Below are 19218 nucleotides of genomic sequence, written 5' to 3'. Positions count from 1 at the left end.
GGAACGGCTCGACTTGAAACGAATTCATCCATATGGAGTAACAGCTACTGCGCTCTGCAATCCTGCGTTGAAAACTGGCTCGAAATGCTCGTTGACTAAAGTCAACTCCGCTTTCTCGCCAGTTTTCGCCTTGTCTTGCATTCGCTCGTGACGCTGTTACACCACATGGAGGGCACCTCCCTGTGCCCATGCAGCAGAAACTAGCCCGGTACGCGGCGGATCTTGGCGCCGAGCATCTGCAGTTTCTCTTCGATGCACTCGTAACCACGGTCGATGTGGTAGATGCGGTCGATCAGGGTGTCGCCTTCGGCGATCAGTGCCGAGATCACCAGGCTGGCCGAAGCACGCAGGTCGGTGGCCATCACTGGCGCGCCTTTCAGCTTCTCGGTACCGGTGACGATGGCCGTGTTGCCTTCGACCTGGATCTTGGCGCCCATGCGGTGCAGTTCGTAAACGTGCATGAAGCGGTTTTCGAAGATCGTCTCGATCACAGCGCCCGTGCCTTCGGCAATGGCGTTGAGGGAGATGAACTGCGCCTGCATGTCGGTCGGGAACGCCGGGTACGGAGCAGTCCGCACGTTGACGGCTTTTGGCCGCTTGCCGTGCATGTTCAGCTCGATCCAGTCTTCGCCGCAGGTGATTTCCGCGCCCGATTCCTTGAGTTTCTCAAGAACGGCTTCGAGGATGGTCGGATCAGTGTCCTTGACCTTCACACGACCGCCGGTCACGGCTGCCGCCACCAGGTAGGTGCCGGTTTCGATACGGTCAGGCATCACTTTGTAGGTGGTCGGGTGCAGACGCTCAACGCCATCGATGGTGATGGTGTCGGTGCCGGCGCCAGAGATCTTGGCACCCATGGCGATCAGGAAGTTCGCCAGGTCGATGACTTCAGGTTCGCGAGCGGCGTTCTGCAACACACTGCGGCCCTTGGCCAGAGCGGCGGCCATCATGATGTTTTCGGTACCGGTCACGCTGACGGTGTCGAAGAAGAAGTGCGCACCGCGCAAGCCGCCTTCAGGCGCCTTGGCCTTGATGTAGCCGCCTTCGACGTCGATGACCGCGCCCATGGCTTCGAGACCACGGATGTGCAGGTCAACCGGACGCGAGCCAATGGCGCAACCGCCAGGCAGGGCGACTTCGGCTTCACCGAAACGGGCAACCATCGGGCCCAGCACCAGGATCGATGCACGCATGGTTTTCACCAGTTCGTACGGTGCGATCAGGGTCTTGATGGTGCGCGGATCGATTTCGACGCTGAGCTTCTCGTCGATCACCGGCTCGATGCCCATGCGGCCGAACAGCTCGATCATGGTGGTGATGTCGTGCAGGTGCGGCAGGTTGGCAACCGTTACCGGGCCATCGCACAGCAGGGTTGCAGCCAGGATCGGCAGGGCAGAGTTCTTTGCCCCGGAGATGCGGATTTCGCCATCAAGACGAACGCCGCCAGTAATAATCAATTTATCCATAAGAATCTCGACGCCCTTGGGCTCAGGTGCGCTCGGCCCAGGCCGCGCTGCTGAAAAATTTCATAGTGACCGCATGGATGCTGCCATCGGTGATCCATGGGTTCAAATGGGCATAGATCTGCTGCTGACGCTTCACCGGGCTCAACGCCGCCAGTTCATCGCTAATCACGTTCAGCTGGAAATTGCAGCCTTCGCCCTCAACTTCTACCAACGTTCCGGGCAGCTTTCCTTCAAGGAAGCTCTTCACTTCTACGGCCTGCATGCTCAACCTCAATCGGCGCCCTGTGCGCGCGGGTCGGACATCATACAAAAAAGCCCCGCGCCTGCGAACCCCGCGAAGCAGGACTCTGACGGGGGGCTTCTTAATAGATGCTGGTTAGGGATGCGCCAACAGCTCGGTCAATTCGCTGACCTGAGCGATTTCACGCATGTCTTCTGGCATCCCGCGGATGCTCAGCGCCTTGCCGGCCGCCTCTGCATCGCGCATGAAGCACAGCAGCAGGGACAAGCCTACGCTGCTGGACTTCAACACTGCCGAACAATCGACTACCACTTCGGCAGCCGTGCTGGACTTGATCAACGCCTGCCCCTGCTTGCGCAGACCAGGGCCGGTGAGGTAATCCAGCATGCCGCTCAGTCGCAGCTCGCCGGTTTCGCTCATCCGAATGGCCGACACACTCATTGGGCTTGCTTCTCAGGGGCTTGACTCTTGCTGGTTTCCTTGGCCTTGGCGACTTCCCCGGCCCAACCGTTGATGGTCTTGTCCAGGTCATTGCCATTGCGCTGCATCGCATCAGCGAACTGATCGCGGAACAGCTTGCCGATGTTGATGCCGTTGATGATCACGTTGCGCAGTTTCCACTCGCCATTGATCTTCTCGAGTGTGTAAGACACAGGATAGATCGAGCCATTGGTGCCTTTGACCGTCATGGCAACGCTGGTACGGTCTCCGGACTCATCCTTGGCAGGGTCGACGGTGATGCCCTGATTGTTGTACTCGAGCAAGGCGTTGCCATAGAACTGGAACAGGCCCTTCTTGAAGTTCTCTTCAAAGGTCTTCATCTGCGCCGGCGTGGCTTTGCGTGAGTACTTGACCGTCATGATGCTTTTGGAAATGCCCTCGGCATCCACGACTGGCCCGACGATGGTGTTCAGCGCCGTGTAAAAGTCTTGCGGATCCTGCTTGTACTTCTCTTTGTTGGCCGACAGATCGGCGAGCAACCGATCGGTGGTGTCTTTCACGATATCGTGCGCTGAGGGCGCTGCCACGGCGTTAGCCATCAACGGCAGGGCCGCGAGTAATACCAACAGGCCACGTCGCAAGGTAGAGATCATTCAAAAGCTCCTCATTTGGCGTCTTTGCTAACGGTATTGAGCAGGAATTTACCGATCAGGTCCTCGAGCACCAGCGACGACTGCGTGTCGTGGATGGTTCCACCATCCTTGAGCAGGGCTTCTTCCCCGCCCACGCTGATACCGATGTACTTCTCGCCCAACAGGCCAGCCGTCAGGATAGATGCAGTGGAGTCAGCGGGCAGGTTATCTACGCGCTTTTCCAGTTGCATGGTCACCCGACCGGTGAAACTGTCGCGGTCCAGATCGATCGCCGTGACCTTGCCGATGGTCACACCGGCCATGGTCACTTTAGCTCTGACCGTCAAACCGGCGATATTGTCAAAATACGCATAAAGTTTATAAGTATCGGTGGTGGCACTCGGGGACAGGCCACTAACCCGCAACGCCAGCAACAGCAAAGCCAGGATGCCAGCCAGCAAGAAAAGGCCGACACCGATTTCCAGGGTGCGGTTTTGCATCAGAAATCTCCAAACATCAAGGCGGTCAGAATAAAGTCCAGGCCGAGCACAGCCAAAGAGGCATACACCACGGTCTTGGTAGTGGCACGACTGATCCCCTCGGAAGTGGGCTCGCAGTCATAGCCTTGGAATACGGCGATCCAGGTCACGACAAAGGCGAAGACGATGCTCTTGATGATGCCGTTGAGCACATCATCGGTGAACGTCACGCTGTTCTGCATGTTGGACCAGTAAGAACCTTCATAGACACCCAGCCAGTCGACGGCCACCCACGAACCGCCCCAGATACCGACCACGCTGAAAATCATCGCCAGCACCGGCAGGGAAATGAAGCCGGCCCACAGGCGCGGGGCAATGATGTACTTGAGCGGGTCGACGCCAATCATTTCCAGACTGGACAACTGTTCGGTGGACTTCATATTGCCGATCTCGGCGGTCAGCGCCGAACCTGCGCGCCCGGCAAACAGCAAGGCCGTGACCACGGGGCCGAGTTCACGCAACAGCGTCAGCGCAACCATCTGCCCGACCGCCTGCTCCGAACCGTAGCTGGATAGAATATTGAAGCCTTGCAGCGCCAGCACCATGCCGATGAACACCCCGGAGACCACAATGATCACCAGGGACATCACGCCCACCGAATGCAGTTGCTTGATCAGCAGGCCAAAACCGCCGCCGATACCGCCGCGGCCGAGCAAGGCATGAAACAGGAAAATCGCCGAACGGCCGAACACAGCCAGCACATCGATGCCGGCATGGCCGAATCGACGCACGCGTTCCAACAGTGAAATCTTGCGCATCAACGCTTCCCCAGAAGATCTGCGCGGTAATCCGTCGCTGGAAAGTGGTATGCGACCGGACCGTCGGGATCGCCGGTCATGAATTGACGAATACGCGGTTCCTGCGAGTTCATCAGCTCCTCGGGAGTGCCCTGCCCCAGGACTTGCCCGTCGCCCACCACATAGATGTAGTCGGCGATGCTGGCGGTCTCGGCCAGATCGTGGGAGACCACAATACTGGTGATGCCCAGCGCATCGTTGAGCAAGCGGATCAGGCGTACCAACACGCCCATGGCAATAGGGTCCTGGCCGACAAAGGGTTCGTCATACATGAGGATCTGCGGATCGAGGGCAATCGCCCGCGCCAGCGCAACACGGCGCTTCATGCCACCGGACAGTTCGTCGGGCATCAGGTCGATGGCGCCACGCAACCCCACGGCCTGCAATTTGAGCAGGACGATGTCACGGATCATTTCTTCCGGCAGCTCGGTATGAACGCGCAGCGGAAAGGCGACGTTCTCGAACACGTCGAGGTCGGTAAACAGCGCGCCGCTCTGGAACAGCACGCCCATGTGCTTGCGCGCATCGAACAGATCGCTGCGCGACAGCTTTGGCAGGTTCTGGCCATTGACCCAGACTTCGCCCTTGGTGGGTCGCAACTGTGCGCCCATCAACCGCAACAGCGTGGTCTTGCCACACCCGGAAGGCCCCATGATGCCGGTGACCTTGCCGCGCGGGATACGGATATCGACGTTATTGAAAATGCTGCGCGCACCGCGCTTGAAGGACAGTCCCTTCAGCTCGACCGCGTAGGCGTTATCGGCACTCATCTAAACTCCTTGCGATGCAGCCTCACACTCGGACGCCTGGCTTTCTGACGAAAGCACATACCTCCCCGGGCAGGCCGAACTGGCGGCGAACTATATCACTGCAAAGGCCAAGCGCCCAAGGCCCAAGCCGGCCCATGTTCAGCAACATGCCAGGCAAAAAGCCCCATTCAGAAGGGATTCGGTAACAGGGAATGACAAAGCGTGACGAACTTGCGTGAGGGTTTTGATCATTACCGCTATAATCGCCGCCTTTTCATCAGGCTATACGATTTCTGACATGAGCCAATCCAGCGACCTGATTCAATCTGCACAACGCACCATCCGCCTCGAACTGGAAGCCGTACAAGGCTTGCTGCCCCATATCGACGCAGATTTCGTACGCGCTTGCGAGATGATTCTGGAGAGCAAAGGCCGCGTGGTCGTGGTCGGCATGGGCAAATCCGGGCACATCGGCAACAAGATCGCCGCCACCCTGGCCAGCACCGGCACCACAGCGTTTTTCGTGCACCCGGCCGAAGCCAGCCACGGCGACATGGGCATGATCACCCGCGACGACATCATCCTGGCCCTGTCGAACTCCGGTTCCACCAATGAAATCGTCACCCTGCTGCCCCTGATCAAGCGTCTGGGCATCAAATTGATCAGCGTGACCGGCAATCCGGACTCGGCGCTGGCCAAGGCTGCCGAGGTCAACCTCAATGTTCACGTCGAGCACGAAGCCTGCCCGCTGAACCTGGCGCCGACTTCGTCGACCACCGCCGCGCTGGTCATGGGCGATGCCCTGGCCGTTGCGCTGCTGGAAGCCCGGGGCTTTACCGCTGAAGACTTCGCCTTTTCCCATCCGGGCGGCGCGCTGGGCCGACGCCTGTTGCTGAAAGTCGAAAACGTCATGCACGCCGGTCAGGAACTGCCGCAGGTTCAGCGCGGCACGTTGCTCAAGGATGCACTGATGGAAATGACCCGCAAGGGCCTGGGCATGACCGTGATCCTGGAAGCCGATGGCAAACTGGCCGGGATCTTCACCGACGGTGACTTGCGCCGCACACTGGACCGCAGCATCGACATCCACAGCGCCACCATCGATCAGGTCATGACCGCGCACGGCAAAACCGCTCGCGCCGAGATGCTCGCCGCCGAAGCCCTGAAAATCATGGAAGACCACAAGATCAACGCACTGGTCGTGGTCGACAGCGAAGACCGCCCGGTCGGCGCCTTGAACATGCACGACTTGCTGCGTGCGGGAGTAATGTAATGAGCACGGACCTGCTGCAACGCGGCAAACAGATCAAACTCGCGGTGTTCGACGTCGATGGCGTGCTGACCGACGGGCGCCTGTACTTTCTCGAAGACGGCAGCGAATTCAAGACGTTCAACACCCTCGACGGTCAAGGCATCAAGATGTTGATGGCAGCCGGCGTGCAGACCGCTATCATCAGCGGCCGCAAGACCCCGGTGGTCGAACGGCGGGCGAAGAACCTCGGCATTCCACACCTCTACCAGGGCCGCGAAGACAAACTGGTGGTGCTCGACGAACTTCTTGCCCAACTCAACCTAAGCTATGAACAGGTCGCCTACCTGGGTGACGACTTGCCGGATCTGCCGGTGATTCGCCGCGTGGGCCTGGGCATGGCCGTAGCAAACGCTGCCAGCTTCGTGCGTGAACACGCCCATGGCATTACCCTGGCCCGTGGTGGCGAGGGTGCCGCTCGCGAATTCTGTGAATTGATCCTGCGCGCCCAGGGCCGCCTCGATGCGGCCAACGCCGCGTACCTGTGAGCCCATTATGCTGAGCAAAAAGATTCGTAACCTCCTGCTGTTCGGCTGCATCGCGGCGCTGTTCGCCGCGGTCGGCTACTGGAACATCAGCCCGGAACGCTTCCTCGACAAACCCGTAGCCAAGGTCGATGAAAGCGCGATCGACTATTACGCCCTCAACGCACACAGCGTGCAGTACCTGCCGGACGGCAAATTGCAGTACGAAATGACGTCCGACAAGGTCGAACACCTGAAAGTGAGCGAGGTGACGTTGCTGACCAACCCCGACCTGAACATGTTTCGCGGTACGCAGTTCCCCTGGCACGTCCAGAGTGAGCACGGCGAAGTCAACCCGGACGGCACTCAGGTCGAGCTGATCGATTCGGTGCGCATCACCCGTTTCGACGAGAAAAACCGTAGGACCCTGATTACCACCACCCGTATGACTGTGTTCCCCAAGGAGCAATATGCGCAGACCGATCAACCCGTTAGAATCGACGGCGCTGGCGGTGTATCGACAGGCAACGGAATGAAAGCGTATTTGAAAGAAAGCAGGATACACCTGCTATCGAACGTAAGAGGACAGTATGAGGCTCGTTAAAACTCTCCCTATTTTGCTCAGTCTGGGCGCAGCACTGGGAAGCGTGAGCGCCTGGGCTCTGCCGAACGATCAAGAGCAGCCTATCCGCATTCAGGCCGACGACGCCCAACTGGACGACAAGAATGGCGTTGCCACCTATAAAGGTGACGTGATCATTACTCAGGGCTCGATGAAGGTCACTGGCAATACCGTGACCATCACCCGCACCCCGGCTGGCGACATCGATGTGGTGACCTCGGTGGGCAACCTGGCCTACTTCGAGCAGATGCAGACGGCTGGCGACACCAAGCCTGTTCAGGGTTGGGGGGTGACTATCCAGTACCACGCCTCGCAAAACCGCGTCGTGCTGATCGATAAGGCAAAAGTTATCGACAAGGACAACAACACCACCCAAGGCGAGAAAATCGTCTACGACACCGAGAAAAAGCTTGCGAGCGCCGGTCGCGCGACAGGCGCCAAGGTCACCGAGTCGCGCCCGCGCATCGACATGGTGATCCAGCCGAAGAAGAAAACCGACGAGCAAAAGGCCCAGTAATGGCAACTCTGAAAGCTCAGCATCTGGCCAAGAGCTACAAGAGCCGCCAGGTCGTGCGCGACGTCAGCCTGTCCATCGACAGCGGTCAAATCGTCGGCCTGCTAGGTCCTAACGGCGCCGGCAAGACCACCTGCTTCTACATGATCGTCGGCCTGGTGCAGGCCGATCAGGGCCGCGTGCTGATCGATGATCTGGACGTCAGCCACCAACCGATGCACGGCCGTGCAAAGGCCGGTATCGGCTATCTTCCGCAAGAAGCGTCGATCTTCCGCAAACTGTCGGTGGCGGACAACATCATGGCCATCCTCGAGACCCGCAAGGAACTCGACAAGGCCGAGCGTCGCAAGGAGCTGGAAAGCCTGCTGCAGGAATTCCACATCAGCCATATCCGCGACAACCTCGGCATGAGCCTGTCCGGCGGTGAGCGTCGCCGGGTGGAAATCGCCCGGGCACTGGCCACCAACCCGAAATTCATCCTCCTCGACGAACCATTCGCCGGTGTGGACCCGATTTCGGTGGGCGACATCAAACAGATCATCTACCACCTCAAGGCCAAAGGCATTGGCGTGCTGATCACTGACCACAACGTCCGTGAAACCCTGGATATCTGCGAAACCGCCTACATCGTCAACGATGGCCAACTGATCGCCGAAGGTGACTCCGCCACCATCCTGGCCAACGAACTGGTCAAGGAAGTGTATCTGGGCCACGAATTCCGCCTTTAAGCGCTAAGGTGTCTGGCTGATTGTCCGAGCGCTTGTCTCGATAAAAAATCAATACTTTTTTATTGTTACAGCGCTCTAGGCAAACGCTGCAGTTTCGGGCATATAATTTGCTTATGTTTGGCGCTCCGGCGCCCTGTAGTGGATGGCGCATGTGCGCCGGCGAATAAGGTGTTAAGCCCCTGCCATGAAACCATCGCTAGTCTTGAGAATGGGCCAGCAGCTGACGATGACACCTCAGCACCAACAGGCCATCCGCCTGCTCCAATTGTCGACCCTGGACCTGCAACAGGAAATCCAGGAGGCCCTGGAGTCCAATCCGATGCTCGAACGCCAGGAAGAAGGCGACGACTTCGATAACGCCGACCCCTTGGCCGACAAAGCCGAACAGCTCCCCAACGCCGATATTTCGGAACCCTCTTACCAGGAAACCGCCCCGACGGTGGATAACCTCGAGGAAGGCGACTGGAACGAGCGCATTCCCAACGAGCTGCCCGTCGATACCGCGTGGGAAGACGTCTACCAGACCAGCGCCAGCAGCCTGCCGAGCAATGATGACGACGAGTGGGATTTCACCACCCGCACATCGGCCGGTGAAAGCCTGCAAAGCCATTTGTTGTGGCAACTGAACCTGGCACCGATGTCCGACACCGATCGCCTGATCGCCGTGACCCTGATCGACTGCATCAACAATCAGGGCTACCTGGACGAAACCCTCGAGGAAATTCTCGAGGCCTTCGATCCGGAACTGGACATCGAACTGGACGAAATCGAAGCCGTCCTGCACCGCATCCAGCAATTCGAACCAGCCGGCATTGGCGCCCGCAACCTGGGCGAATGCCTGCTGCTGCAATTGCGCCAACTGCCAGCCAAGACGCCTTGGCTGGCCGAAGCGAAACGTCTGGTCACCGACTACATCGACCTGCTCGGCAGCCGTGATTACAGCCAGCTGATGCGTCGCATGAAGCTCAAGGAAGATGAATTGCGCCAGGTCATCGAGCTGGTGCAGAGCCTCAACCCGCGCCCGGGCTCGCAGATCGAGTCCAGTGAAGCCGAGTACGTTGTCCCTGACGTGATCGTGCGCAAGGACAATGAGCGCTGGCTGGTCGAGCTGAACCAGGAATCGGTGCCACGACTGCGGGTCAACGCCCAATACGCCGGGTTTGTGCGCCGCGCCGACACCAGCGCCGACAACACTTTCATGCGCAATCAGTTGCAAGAAGCCCGCTGGTTCATCAAAAGCCTGCAAAGTCGCAACGAAACCCTGATGAAAGTGGCCACCCAGATTGTCGAGCACCAGCGCGGCTTCCTGGAGTACGGCGACGAAGCGATGAAACCGCTGGTGCTGCATGACATCGCCGAAGCGGTGGGGATGCACGAGTCGACGATTTCACGGGTGACCACGCAGAAATTCATGCATACCCCTCGGGGCATCTATGAACTGAAATACTTTTTCTCCAGCCACGTCAGCACCTCCGAAGGCGGTGAATGCTCGTCCACAGCGATCCGCGCGATCATCAAAAAACTGGTTGCCGCGGAAAATCAGAAAAAGCCGTTGAGTGACAGCAAGATCGCTGGTTTACTGGAGGCACAAGGCATTCAGGTGGCTCGCCGCACCGTCGCCAAGTACCGCGAATCTCTAGGGATCGCGCCTTCGAGCGAACGCAAGCGGTTGATGTAGAGCCACGCCACAGCGTTCCAGTGGTAGATCATCTGATCTACCGCTTTATGCACTGGCAACGAAGGAGAAGCTGTATGCAAGTCAACATCAGTGGACACCAACTGGAAGTGACCGAACCTCTGCGCGCCTACATCGGCGAAAAACTCGAACGATTAGAGAGGCATTTCGACAAGATCACCAACGTGCAGGTCACGATGACGGTCGAAAAGCTCAAGCAGAAAATCGAAGCCACGCTGCATATTCCCGGCAATGAAGTGGTCGCAAACGCGGAGCATACCGATATGTACGCGGCGATCGACGCACTGACCGACAAGCTGGATAAACAACTCAAAAAGCATAAGGAAAAGACCCAAAGCCTCCTTCAGGGCGCGACCGGTCGTTAACACTCCCAACCCATGATCCGACTTGAAAACATCCTGACCCCCGGCCGTTCCCTCGTGAACGTGCCGGGCGGCAGCAAAAAGAAAGCCCTCGAGCAAATTGCCAACCTTATCCACCGCGAAGTGCCGGATCTGGCCATGCAGGATGTTTTCGAGAGCCTGGTCGCCCGTGAAAAACTCGGTTCTACCGGTTTTGGCAACGGCATCGCCATTCCCCACTGTCGCCTCAAGGGTTGCACCTCACCCATTAGTGCCTTGATGCACCTCGATGCACCCATCGATTTCGACGCCATCGACGGCGCCCCGGTTGACCTGCTGTTCGTTCTGCTGGTCCCGGAAGCCGCTACCGATGCCCACCTGGAACTACTGCGCCAGATCGCCAGCATGCTCGATCGCAAGGAAGTCCGCGAAAAACTGCGCAGCGCCCCGAGCAATGAAGCCTTGTATCAGGTTGTCCTGGACGAGCAAAACGGTCATTAATCATGCGCCTGATCATCGTCAGTGGCCGTTCCGGCTCAGGTAAAAGTACCGCACTCGATGTTCTCGAGGACAACGGCTACTACTGCATCGACAACCTGCCCGCCGGATTGCTGCCGGAACTGGCCGAGCGAGCGCTGATTCATACTGAACTCGCACAACCGCTGGTTGCTGTATCTATCGATGCGCGCAACCTGCCGAGTCATCTATCGCGGTTTCCGGAGCTGCTGGAAGAAGTCCGCAGTCGGCATATCAAATGCGATGTGTTGTACCTGGACGCCGACGAAGAGACCTTGCTCAAACGCTTCTCGGAAACCCGCCGTCGCCACCCGCTGAGTACTGCCCACCGTTCGTTGGCGGAGGCGATTCAGGACGAAACCAGTTTGCTGGGGCCGATCGCCGATCTGGCGGACCTCAAAGTCAACACCACCAACCTGAACCTGTATCAACTACGCGATACCATCAAGTTGCGCCTGTTGAACCAGCCAGATAGCGGCACTGCGTTCCTGGTGGAATCTTTCGGATTCAAACGTGGCATGCCGGTAGATGCCGACCTGGTGTTCGACGTGCGCTGCCTGCCCAACCCTTACTGGAAGCCGGAATTGCGCGATCAGTCCGGGCTTGATCAACCGGTGGCCGAGTACCTGGCGGCACAACCGGACGTCGAAGAGATGTTTCAGGACATTTCCACTTACCTGCTCAAGTGGTTGCCGCGCTTTGCCGCCAGCAACCGCGCTTATGTCACCATTGCCATTGGCTGCACCGGCGGGCATCACCGCTCCGTCTACCTGACCGAACGTCTGGGCCAGGTCCTGCAACAATCCCTGAAGAACGTCCAGGTTCGCCACCGCGACCTCAGCTAAAGGATTCACATCGCGATGCCTGCTCGGGAAATAGAAATCATCAACAAGCTGGGCCTTCATGCCCGTGCTTCGGCAAAATTCGTTGGCGTTGCCGGTGAGTTCAAGGATTGCACGATACGGGTCGGACGTACTCCCGAGTCCATGGTAGACGGCAAAAGCATCATGGCCATGATGATGCTCGCCGCCGGCAAGGGAACAAAAATTCACCTGAGTACCGAAGGTGAGCAGGCCGACGATGCCTTGCAAGCATTGGTGGATTTGATCAACGACTACTTCGGCGAAGGCGGCTAAGCACTCGCCTAGGCGAGTGCAGTATCCATCACCATCATCAAACAAAACCCGATCAACAAGCCAAGGCTCGCCAGCTTGTCGTGACCATTGCGCCGCGACTCGGGGATGACTTCATGGGTGACCACCAGCAACATCGCACCCGCCGCCAACGCCAATCCCAACGGCAACAGCAATTCGGCCAGGCTCACCAGCCAGGCGCACAACAGCGCGAAGACCGGCTCGACCAGACCTGACGCAGCACCTATCAGGAACGCCTTGACCCGCGACATTCCCGCCCCGGCCAACACCAGCGCGATTACCAGTCCTTCCGGCACATCCTGCAACGCGATGCCCATGGCCAGGCTGTCAGCATCGGGCATTCCACCACCGGCCGAGACTCCGACCGCCATGCCTTCAGGAATGTTGTGGGCAATGATGGCAAACACAAACAGCCAGATCCGTGGCGGGATGAATGGCCGCTCCAGCGTTCCGACGAACATTTCCGGCGAAGCGCCAGACACCTTTCGGTCCACCAGAAACAGCCCGAACGCGCCGAGCATGATGCCGAAGCTGATCAGGCCACTGGCCGCCCAGGGAGTCAGCCCCAGGCTTTCAGCAGCGGAGATACCCGGAACGATCAGCGAAAACGCCGTCGCCGCAAGCATCACCCCGGCACCGAAACCGAGCAGTGTGTCGCTGACCGCCTGTGGCATCCGCCGAATCACCAGCACCGGCACCGCACCCAACGCAGTGCCCAGGGCGCAAATCGCCCCGCCCTGCAGAGCACGCAACAGTTTGGGTTCGAGATTCAGCCACGCCAGCCCATGGGCGACCAATAACGACATGCCCGCCAGCAGCAACAGCGATCCCAACGCGTAACGAAACATTCGTCCGCTGCCGATTGCCAGTGTTTCAGTGCCCATAGTCAGCCTTGGATTGTTTTTATAGAGGACTTAAACCAGCGCAGCCTGATAACGCGCAGTGACTTCAGGCCAAATGATCACGTTGTAGAACGCATTAATGTATTCCGGACGACGGTTCTGATATTGCAGGTAATAAGCGTGCTCCCAGACGTCCAGGCCAAGGATCGGCGTATTGCCATTCATCAACGGGCTGTCCTGGTTACCGCTACTTTCCACAATCAGGGTCTTTTGCGGCGTGACGCTGAGCCACGCCCAGCCACTGCCAAATCGGGTCAGCGCAGCTTTGGTGAACGCATCCTTGAAACTGTCCAGACCGCCCAGTTGCTCATCAATCGCCTTGGCCAGCGCACCGTCGGGTTTGCCGCCGCCGTGAGGCGCCATCACTTCCCAGAACAGCGAATGGTTGGCGTGGCCGCCGCCCTGATTGATCACCGCCGCGCGGAGTTTTTTCGGCAGTTGCTGGACGCTGGCGACCAGCTTTTCCACCGACCACTCGGCAAATTCGGTGCCTTCGACCGCGGCATTGAGATTATTGATGTAGGTCTGATGGTGCTTGGTGTAGTGGATCTCCATGGTTTGCGCATCGATATGCGGTTCCAGGGCATCGTAAGCGTAAGGCAGGGCAGGCAAGGTAAAAGCCATTTCAATGGACTCCATGATGTAGAGGCGCAGGCGATGCGGTATCGGTGTGCAGCAAACGGTGGGTGCGCGGGTATTCGCAGTGTTCGCTGATGAAATTCAGCAGCTCGACATAAGTTTTGCTGCTTTGGCGCAGCGCGGCTTCACGCAGGGCCGGGGCCAGGCGCGGGTCCTGCAGGGTCTGCAACAACCGCTGATGGATCGCGCACAAGTATTCGGCGCTCTCCTCCGGCTGGTTCAGACGCAAATGCAGGTCCGCCAGGTTGTGATGGGAAATCACGCAGGCCGCCACCGCTTCGTCGGCATCCGCCCAGCGCTCGAACAACACCTGGGCCAGGGCAAGGGCCTGCAAGTAAGCCTCGCGGGCATCGACCAATTCGCCCAGCATGAAATGGCGATTGGCCCTTTCGATCGTGCGTTTCCAGTGCTCCATGGTGAGCCTCCAAAGCGGTAGCGGTGATTACACGCCGTCTGCGGTGAGCTTCTCTGGATTGAGCAATTCTTCCAGTTGGCTGCGCGTCAGGTCGGTGTGTTCCAGGGCGACATCGATCAACGGCCGCCCCTGCTGATAGGCCTTCTTTTTCGGCGATGTCCAGGGCGAAGTGGCCGTGCAACACGCCAGATACCGGCCTTCAGCCAGGTAATGCTCGATCAGACGCGGCTCGTCGGGGTCCATCGCGCAACGGATCTGGCGACTCATCCAGCGCAGCTTTCGAGGTAAGGCTGCTCGTGCAAGGCTGAACTCATGATCCGGGCTCATTCGTTAATGAGATTTATTATTAGATGATAATGAGAACCAAAACAACCCCAGCGATGTACCGAGTACATTGTGGGAGCGGGCTTGCCCGCGATGAGGCCATCACATTCAATATCTTCGTTGCCTGATACTCCGTCATCGCGGGCAAGCCCGCTCCCACAGGGTTTTGCGTGAGTCCAATAAAAAAGGCGCGCCATCCGATAGATAGCGCGCCTTTTTGTGTAACGGTCGGGGGTTTAGCTACCGGCCACAGTCATCCGCTCAATCAACACCGAACCAGTGCGAATGTTGCTGCGCAATTCCAGGTCATTACCGACGGCAACGATCTGCTTGAACATGTCACGCATGTTGCCGGCGATGGTCACTTCCTGGACCGCGAACTGGATTTCGCCGTTCTCGACCCAGTAACCCGCTGCACCACGAGAGTAATCGCCGGTGACCATATTCAGCCCCTGGCCCATCAGCTCGGTGACCAGCAAGCCGCGACCCATGCGGCGCAGCAAGGCGGCCTGATCTTCATCACCATGGGTGACGAACAGGTTGTGCACGCCACCCGCGTTGGCGGTGCTCGGCATGCCCAACTTGCGGCCGGAGTAAGTGCCGAGGATGTAGGAGACCAACTCACCTTTTTCGACGAACGGTTTGGCGTAAGTCGCCAAGCCATCACCGTCGAACGCCGAACTGCCCATGGCGCGCATCAAGTGCGGACGCTCATCGATGGTCAGCCATTCCGGGAACAGTTTCTGACCCAGCGTACCTTCCAGGAACGACGACTTGCGATACAGACTGCCGCCGGAAATCGCCGAGAGGAAGCTGCCGAACAAGCCACCGGCCAGTTCCGCGGAAAACAGCACCGGCACTTCGCAGGTCGGCACAGGACGGGCGCCCAATCGGCTCGCGGCCCGTTGCGCGGCGCGTTGGCCGATGCTCACCGGGTCGGCCAGCAAGTTGCCCTGACGGTTCACGTCGTACCAGTAATCGCGCTGCATCTGGCCATCGGCCTCGGCGATCATCACGCAACTCAGGCTGTGTCGGGTCGACGCGTAACCGCCGATGAAACCGTGACTGTTGCCGTAAACGCGGCAGCCTTGATGGGTGCTAAGGGTGGTGCCATCGGCGTTCTTGATCCGGCTGTCGGCAGCAAATGCCGCTGCTTCACAGGTCAGCGCCTGTTCGATGGCTTGCTCCGGAGTGATGTCCCATTCATGGAACAGGTCGAAATCCTGCAGATCCCTGGCCATCAGCGCGGCATCCGCGAGGCCGGAAGCTTCGTCTTCGGAGGTGTGCTTGGCGATGGCCAACGCCGCCGCGACGGTTTCACGAATTGCTTCAGGACCACTGGCCGAGGTGCTGGCCGAGCCTTTGCGCTGACCGACGTACAAGGTGATGCCAAAGCCCTGGTCGCGGTTGAATTCGACGGTTTCGACTTCACGCTGGCGCACCGAGGTGGACAGGCCCTGCTCCAGGGACACGGCCACCTCACAGGCACTGGCTCCCTGACGCTTGGCTTCAGCGATGATCTGCTCGACTTGTTCTTGCAGTGCCGGCAACGCTTGTGGGCCGACGCTTTCAACTGCACTCATGCTGTTCTCCACTCAAATTCTGCTTTCGGCTGGGGCCTTCGAGCGACCGGGCCGGACAAGCGGCCCCCGACTGGTTATCATGGCGGCGTTTCTTTGCGGACGGCCACCATGGTTGATTCTTACGACGACTCCCTCGATACGGGAGAAAAAAGCAAATCCCAGGTTAAACGCGAGCTTCATGCTCTGGTTGACCTCGGCGAGCGCCTTACAACGCTCAAGCCTGACTTGCTGGCAAAACTGCCGTTAACCGACGCTATGCGCCGGGCACTGGCTGATGCGCCCAAGCACACCGCGAATATCGCGCGTAAACGGCACCTTATGTTCATCGGCAAACTAATGCGCGATCAGGACACTGACGCCATTTTGATGCTGCTCGATCAACTCGATGCCTCCACCCGGCAATACAACGAACGTTTCCATGGCCTGGAACGCTGGCGCGATCGCTTGATCGCAGGCGACGATGCGGTCCTGGAGAAGTTCGTGCTCGACTACCCGGAGGCTGATCGTCAGCAGTTGCGCTCCCTGATCCGTCAGGCCCAGCACGAACTGGCGACCAACAAGCCACCGGCATCGAGCCGTAAAATCTTCAAGTACATCCGTGAGCTTGACGAGACTCAACGCGGTCTGCGTTAAATCTCGAATCGGGTGAGTCGCCAAGCGGCTCACCCGAAGCTCCATCCTTTTACGATCCTGTGCCACCCACAGTGATCGCATCGATTTTCAGCGTTGGCTGGCCGACACCCACCGGCACCGACTGCCCATCCTTGCCACACGTCCCTACTCCGCTGTCCAGCGCCAGGTCGTTACCGACCATCGACACCTTGCTCATGGCTTCCGGGCCGTTGCCGATCAATGTTGCGCCTTTGACCGGGGCGGTGATTTTGCCGTCCTCGATCAGGTACGCCTCGCTGGTGGAGAACACGAACTTGCCGCTGGTGATGTCCACCTGCCCGCCGCCGAGGTTGGCGCAATAGATGCCGCGCTTCACCGAGGCGATAATTTCCGCCGGGTCGCTTTCGCCCGCCAGCATGTAGGTGTTGGTCATCCGTGGCATCGGAAGGTGCGCGTAGGATTCACGGCGACCGTTGCCGGTGCGGGCCACGCCCATCAGGCGCGCGTTGAGCTTGTCCTGCATGTAGCCTTTGAGTACGCCGTTTTCGATCAGCGTGGTGCACTCGGTCGGCGTGCCTTCGTCATCGACGCTCAGGGAACCGCGACGCCCGGCCAGCGTGCCGTCATCGACGATGGTGCACAGCTTGGACGCAACCATCTCGCCCATGCGCCCGCTGTAGGCCGAACTGCCCTTGCGATTGAAGTCGCCTTCCAGGCCGTGGCCGACCGCTTCGTGCAGCAGCACGCCGGACCAGCCCGAACCAAGTACCACCGGCAACGTACCGGCCGGCGCAGGAATGGCTTCCAGATTCACCAATGCCTGACGCAGTGCTTCACGGGCATAGCTCATGGCGCGGTCTTCAGCGAGGAAATAACGGTAATCGGTACGACCGCCACCGCCATGACCACCGCGCTCGCGGCGACCGTTTTGCTCGACGATCACGCTGACGTTAAAGCGCACCAGCGGCCGCACATCGGCGGCCAGGCTGCCATCGGTCGAAGCGACAAGAATGCGCTCCCAGACCCCGGCCATGCTCACGGTGACTTGCTGGATACGCGGATCGAGGGCGCGAGTCGCGACGTCGATGCGCTTGAGCAGTTCGACTTTTTCGGCGCGGCTCATCACTTCCAGCGGGTTGTCCGGCCCGTACAACTGGGCGACGTCCGCCGTGGTGAAGGCCTGCACGGTGCCGTTCTGCCCGGCGCGGGAGATCGAACGCGCCGCACGGGCCGCAGCGCCGAGGGCTTCGAGGGTGATGGCATTGCTGTAGGCGAAACCGGTTTTTTCACCCGATTGCGCACGCACGCCCACACCTTGATCGAGGTTGAAGCTGCCTTCCTTGACGATCCCGTCTTCCAGCGCCCAGGACTCGGAAATCTGCCCCTGGAAATACAGATCCGCGGCATCGATGCCCGGGCCGGCCAGATCGCCGAGCACACCTTGCAGGCTCTCGATCGTTACGCCACCGGGCGCCAGGAGGTGTTCACTGACGGAGGACAACAACTCGCTCATATGTTTACGCCTTAAATTCGTCGTTCCGGGCAGGTCGCTGCGCGCCCTGCGAGAAAAAGCGCCGGTGACTGGACACCGGCATCCGCGCCCTGATGGACGCCTGTTCGCTGCTATCGCGTTCGGCCAGCAGCACGGCCTCGCCTTGATCCTGTTGGGCCAGCACCCGACCCCAAGGGTCGACGATTGCGGCGTGCCCCCAGGTTTCTCGCGGCCCCGGATGTGTCCCACCCTGGGCAGCCGCGAGTACATAACATTGAGTCTCGATGGCCCGCGCGCGAATCAGCACATCCCAATGCGCCGCGCCGGTCACCGCGGTAAATGCCGACGGCGCGGTAATCAATTGCGCGCCCGCAGCCCGCAATTCGCTATACAACTCCGGGAAACGCAGGTCGTAACACACCGTCAGGCCGACCCGGCCAACGGGCGTGTCCGCCACCACGACTCCACTGCCATAAGCATAGTCATCGGATTCGCGATAACGCCCGCGATTGTCCGCCACGTCCACGTCGAACAGGTGCAGCTTGTCGTAGCGCGCCACCGTTTCGCCCTGATCATTGACCAGCAACGAGCAGGCATGCGCTTTGGACGTCGGATGGTCCACCGGCGGCAACGGCAACGTGCCGGCCACTATCCATAACTTGAGGTCACGGGCGGTCTGTTTCAACCACGGCAGGATCGGACCTTCGCCCAAAGCCTCGGCGCGGCCAATGTCGGCAATGTCGCGACGGCCCATGGCGGCGAAGTTTTCCGGCAGCACCGCCAGCTTCGCGCCACCGGCCGCGGCCTCTTCGAGCAGACGCCGAGCCCGGGCCAGGTTGGCCAGCACATCGCTCTGGCTGACCATTTGAATCACCGCAAAAGTCATGGCCATTTCCTTATCGGGAATCAACCCAACCCTGTAGGAGCGAGGCTTGCCCGCGAAGGCATCTTGCCTGACACACCGCGGTGCGTCGATTCGCGGGCAAGCCTCGCTCCTACAAAGATCAGGGGTGAAGCATCAGAACCGAGGACCATGCTACTC

At 59.3% G+C, this 19218-nt stretch carries 24 protein-coding genes and 2 pseudogenes; 11 read left to right on the top strand and 15 right to left on the bottom strand.

Features of this window, described 5'->3' with window-relative positions; translation table 11 throughout:
* Positions 1 to 200 precede the first annotated feature (200 nt).
* The 7 genes from murA to ACIQV9_RS11460 form a co-directional block, all read right to left on the bottom strand.
* The gene (gene murA, locus ACIQV9_RS11490; RefSeq protein ID WP_403101198.1) at positions 201 to 1466 is read right to left on the bottom strand and encodes a UDP-N-acetylglucosamine 1-carboxyvinyltransferase; all 1266 of its coding nucleotides are present in this window, start codon (positions 1464 to 1466) and stop codon (positions 201 to 203) included.
* A 22-nt stretch (positions 1467 to 1488) separates the two neighbouring features.
* Positions 1489 to 1728 (bottom strand): BolA family protein, encoded by a 240-nt coding sequence (locus ACIQV9_RS11485; RefSeq protein WP_007912386.1) that lies wholly within the window; start codon positions 1726 to 1728, stop codon positions 1489 to 1491.
* A 114-nt stretch (positions 1729 to 1842) separates the two neighbouring features.
* Positions 1843 to 2148: a lipid asymmetry maintenance protein MlaB gene (locus ACIQV9_RS11480; RefSeq protein WP_403101196.1), complete on the bottom strand. Its 306-nt coding sequence runs from the start codon at positions 2146 to 2148 to the stop codon at positions 1843 to 1845.
* Positions 2145 to 2801: a phospholipid-binding protein MlaC gene (locus tag ACIQV9_RS11475; RefSeq protein ID WP_403101194.1), complete on the bottom strand. Its 657-nt coding sequence runs from the start codon at positions 2799 to 2801 to the stop codon at positions 2145 to 2147. Before ACIQV9_RS11475 ends, ACIQV9_RS11480 begins: the two co-directional genes overlap by 4 nt.
* 11 nt (positions 2802 to 2812) lie before the next feature.
* Positions 2813 to 3280, bottom strand: coding sequence for an outer membrane lipid asymmetry maintenance protein MlaD (mlaD, locus tag ACIQV9_RS11470; protein ID WP_109627992.1), 468 nt, complete (start codon positions 3278 to 3280; stop codon positions 2813 to 2815).
* Positions 3280 to 4077: a lipid asymmetry maintenance ABC transporter permease subunit MlaE gene (gene mlaE / locus ACIQV9_RS11465; RefSeq protein ID WP_010463310.1), complete on the bottom strand. Its 798-nt coding sequence runs from the start codon at positions 4075 to 4077 to the stop codon at positions 3280 to 3282. Before mlaE ends, mlaD begins: the two co-directional genes overlap by 1 nt.
* Complete coding sequence (locus ACIQV9_RS11460; protein WP_131061203.1) at positions 4077 to 4886, bottom strand: ATP-binding cassette domain-containing protein; 810 nt, start codon at positions 4884 to 4886, stop codon at positions 4077 to 4079. Before ACIQV9_RS11460 ends, mlaE begins: the two co-directional genes overlap by 1 nt.
* 277 nt (positions 4887 to 5163) lie before the next feature.
* On the opposite strand from ACIQV9_RS11460, the gene ACIQV9_RS11455 reads away from it, so the two are divergent.
* The 10 genes from ACIQV9_RS11455 to ACIQV9_RS11410 all read left to right on the top strand — a co-directional run bounded on the left by ACIQV9_RS11455 (position 5164) and on the right by ACIQV9_RS11410 (position 12191).
* On the top strand, positions 5164 to 6138 hold the full coding sequence (locus ACIQV9_RS11455) for a KpsF/GutQ family sugar-phosphate isomerase (RefSeq protein WP_403101191.1): 975 nt from the start codon (positions 5164 to 5166) through the stop codon (positions 6136 to 6138).
* Positions 6138 to 6662, top strand: coding sequence for an HAD family hydrolase (locus ACIQV9_RS11450; protein WP_007941249.1), 525 nt, complete (start codon positions 6138 to 6140; stop codon positions 6660 to 6662). Before ACIQV9_RS11455 ends, ACIQV9_RS11450 begins: the two co-directional genes overlap by 1 nt.
* 7 nt (positions 6663 to 6669) lie before the next feature.
* Entirely contained in the window at positions 6670 to 7242 is a 573-nt protein-coding gene (gene lptC / locus ACIQV9_RS11445) for an LPS export ABC transporter periplasmic protein LptC (RefSeq protein ID WP_403101189.1), read from the top strand.
* Positions 7229 to 7777, top strand: coding sequence for a lipopolysaccharide transport periplasmic protein LptA (lptA, locus tag ACIQV9_RS11440; protein ID WP_403101187.1), 549 nt, complete (start codon positions 7229 to 7231; stop codon positions 7775 to 7777). The genes lptC and lptA overlap by 14 nt, the downstream gene beginning before the upstream one ends.
* Positions 7777 to 8502: an LPS export ABC transporter ATP-binding protein gene (gene lptB / locus ACIQV9_RS11435; protein ID WP_010463322.1), complete on the top strand. Its 726-nt coding sequence runs from the start codon at positions 7777 to 7779 to the stop codon at positions 8500 to 8502. The genes lptA and lptB overlap by 1 nt, the downstream gene beginning before the upstream one ends.
* A 184-nt stretch (positions 8503 to 8686) precedes the next feature.
* Positions 8687 to 10180 carry an RNA polymerase factor sigma-54 gene (locus ACIQV9_RS11430; RefSeq protein ID WP_403101185.1) on the top strand — a complete coding sequence of 498 codons (1494 nt, stop codon included), beginning with the start codon at positions 8687 to 8689 and terminating at the stop codon, positions 10178 to 10180.
* Positions 10181 to 10254: 74 nt separating this feature from the next.
* Positions 10255 to 10563: a ribosome hibernation-promoting factor, HPF/YfiA family gene (gene hpf, locus ACIQV9_RS11425; RefSeq protein ID WP_149657581.1), complete on the top strand. Its 309-nt coding sequence runs from the start codon at positions 10255 to 10257 to the stop codon at positions 10561 to 10563.
* Positions 10564 to 10575: 12 nt separating this feature from the next.
* On the top strand, positions 10576 to 11040 hold the full coding sequence (gene ptsN, locus ACIQV9_RS11420; protein WP_403101182.1) for a PTS IIA-like nitrogen regulatory protein PtsN: 465 nt from the start codon (positions 10576 to 10578) through the stop codon (positions 11038 to 11040).
* Between the two features lie 2 nt (positions 11041 to 11042).
* Entirely contained in the window at positions 11043 to 11900 is an 858-nt protein-coding gene (gene rapZ, locus ACIQV9_RS11415; protein WP_145306962.1) for an RNase adapter RapZ, read from the top strand.
* Positions 11901 to 11915: 15 nt separating this feature from the next.
* On the top strand, positions 11916 to 12191 hold the full coding sequence (locus tag ACIQV9_RS11410) for an HPr family phosphocarrier protein (RefSeq protein WP_403101181.1): 276 nt from the start codon (positions 11916 to 11918) through the stop codon (positions 12189 to 12191).
* An 8-nt stretch (positions 12192 to 12199) separates the two neighbouring features.
* Here ACIQV9_RS11410 and ACIQV9_RS11405 read toward each other — a convergent pair whose 3' ends face one another.
* The 6 genes and pseudogenes from ACIQV9_RS11405 to pmbA form a co-directional block, all read right to left on the bottom strand.
* Entirely contained in the window at positions 12200 to 13093 is an 894-nt protein-coding gene (locus ACIQV9_RS11405; RefSeq protein ID WP_403101179.1) for a ZIP family metal transporter, read from the bottom strand.
* Positions 13094 to 13123: 30 nt separating this feature from the next.
* Positions 13124 to 13735, bottom strand: a complete 612-nt coding sequence (locus tag ACIQV9_RS11400) for a superoxide dismutase (protein WP_403101177.1) — start codon at positions 13733 to 13735, stop codon at positions 13124 to 13126.
* A 1-nt stretch (position 13736) separates the two neighbouring features.
* Positions 13737 to 14165, bottom strand: a complete 429-nt coding sequence (locus tag ACIQV9_RS11395; protein WP_403101175.1) for a hypothetical protein — start codon at positions 14163 to 14165, stop codon at positions 13737 to 13739.
* 27 nt (positions 14166 to 14192) lie between these two features.
* Positions 14193 to 14312 (bottom strand): annotated as a pseudogene (locus ACIQV9_RS11390) (hypothetical protein); the annotation flags it as partial.
* A gap of 9 nt (positions 14313 to 14321) precedes the next feature.
* Positions 14322 to 14479: pseudogene (locus tag ACIQV9_RS11385) on the bottom strand (FagA protein); the annotation flags it as partial.
* A gap of 246 nt (positions 14480 to 14725) precedes the next feature.
* Positions 14726 to 16072: a metalloprotease PmbA gene (gene pmbA / locus ACIQV9_RS11380; protein WP_010463346.1), complete on the bottom strand. Its 1347-nt coding sequence runs from the start codon at positions 16070 to 16072 to the stop codon at positions 14726 to 14728.
* Positions 16073 to 16180: 108 nt separating this feature from the next.
* On the opposite strand from pmbA, the gene yjgA reads away from it, so the two are divergent.
* Positions 16181 to 16705 carry a ribosome biogenesis factor YjgA gene (gene yjgA / locus ACIQV9_RS11375; RefSeq protein WP_054049927.1) on the top strand — a complete coding sequence of 175 codons (525 nt, stop codon included), beginning with the start codon at positions 16181 to 16183 and terminating at the stop codon, positions 16703 to 16705.
* 49 nt (positions 16706 to 16754) lie between these two features.
* On the opposite strand, the gene tldD is transcribed toward yjgA, so the two are convergent.
* Positions 16755 to 18197, bottom strand: a complete 1443-nt coding sequence (gene tldD, locus ACIQV9_RS11370) for a metalloprotease TldD (RefSeq protein ID WP_403101172.1) — start codon at positions 18195 to 18197, stop codon at positions 16755 to 16757.
* Between the two features lie 4 nt (positions 18198 to 18201).
* Complete coding sequence (locus ACIQV9_RS11365; RefSeq protein ID WP_403101170.1) at positions 18202 to 19062, bottom strand: carbon-nitrogen hydrolase family protein; 861 nt, start codon at positions 19060 to 19062, stop codon at positions 18202 to 18204.
* Positions 19063 to 19218 lie beyond the last annotated feature (156 nt).

Origin of the sequence: Pseudomonas sp. NPDC099000, from assembly GCF_044759925.1 — a bacterium.
Classification (GTDB): domain Bacteria; phylum Pseudomonadota; class Gammaproteobacteria; order Pseudomonadales; family Pseudomonadaceae; genus Aquipseudomonas.
This window is presented reverse-complemented; position numbering and strand designations above follow the sequence as displayed.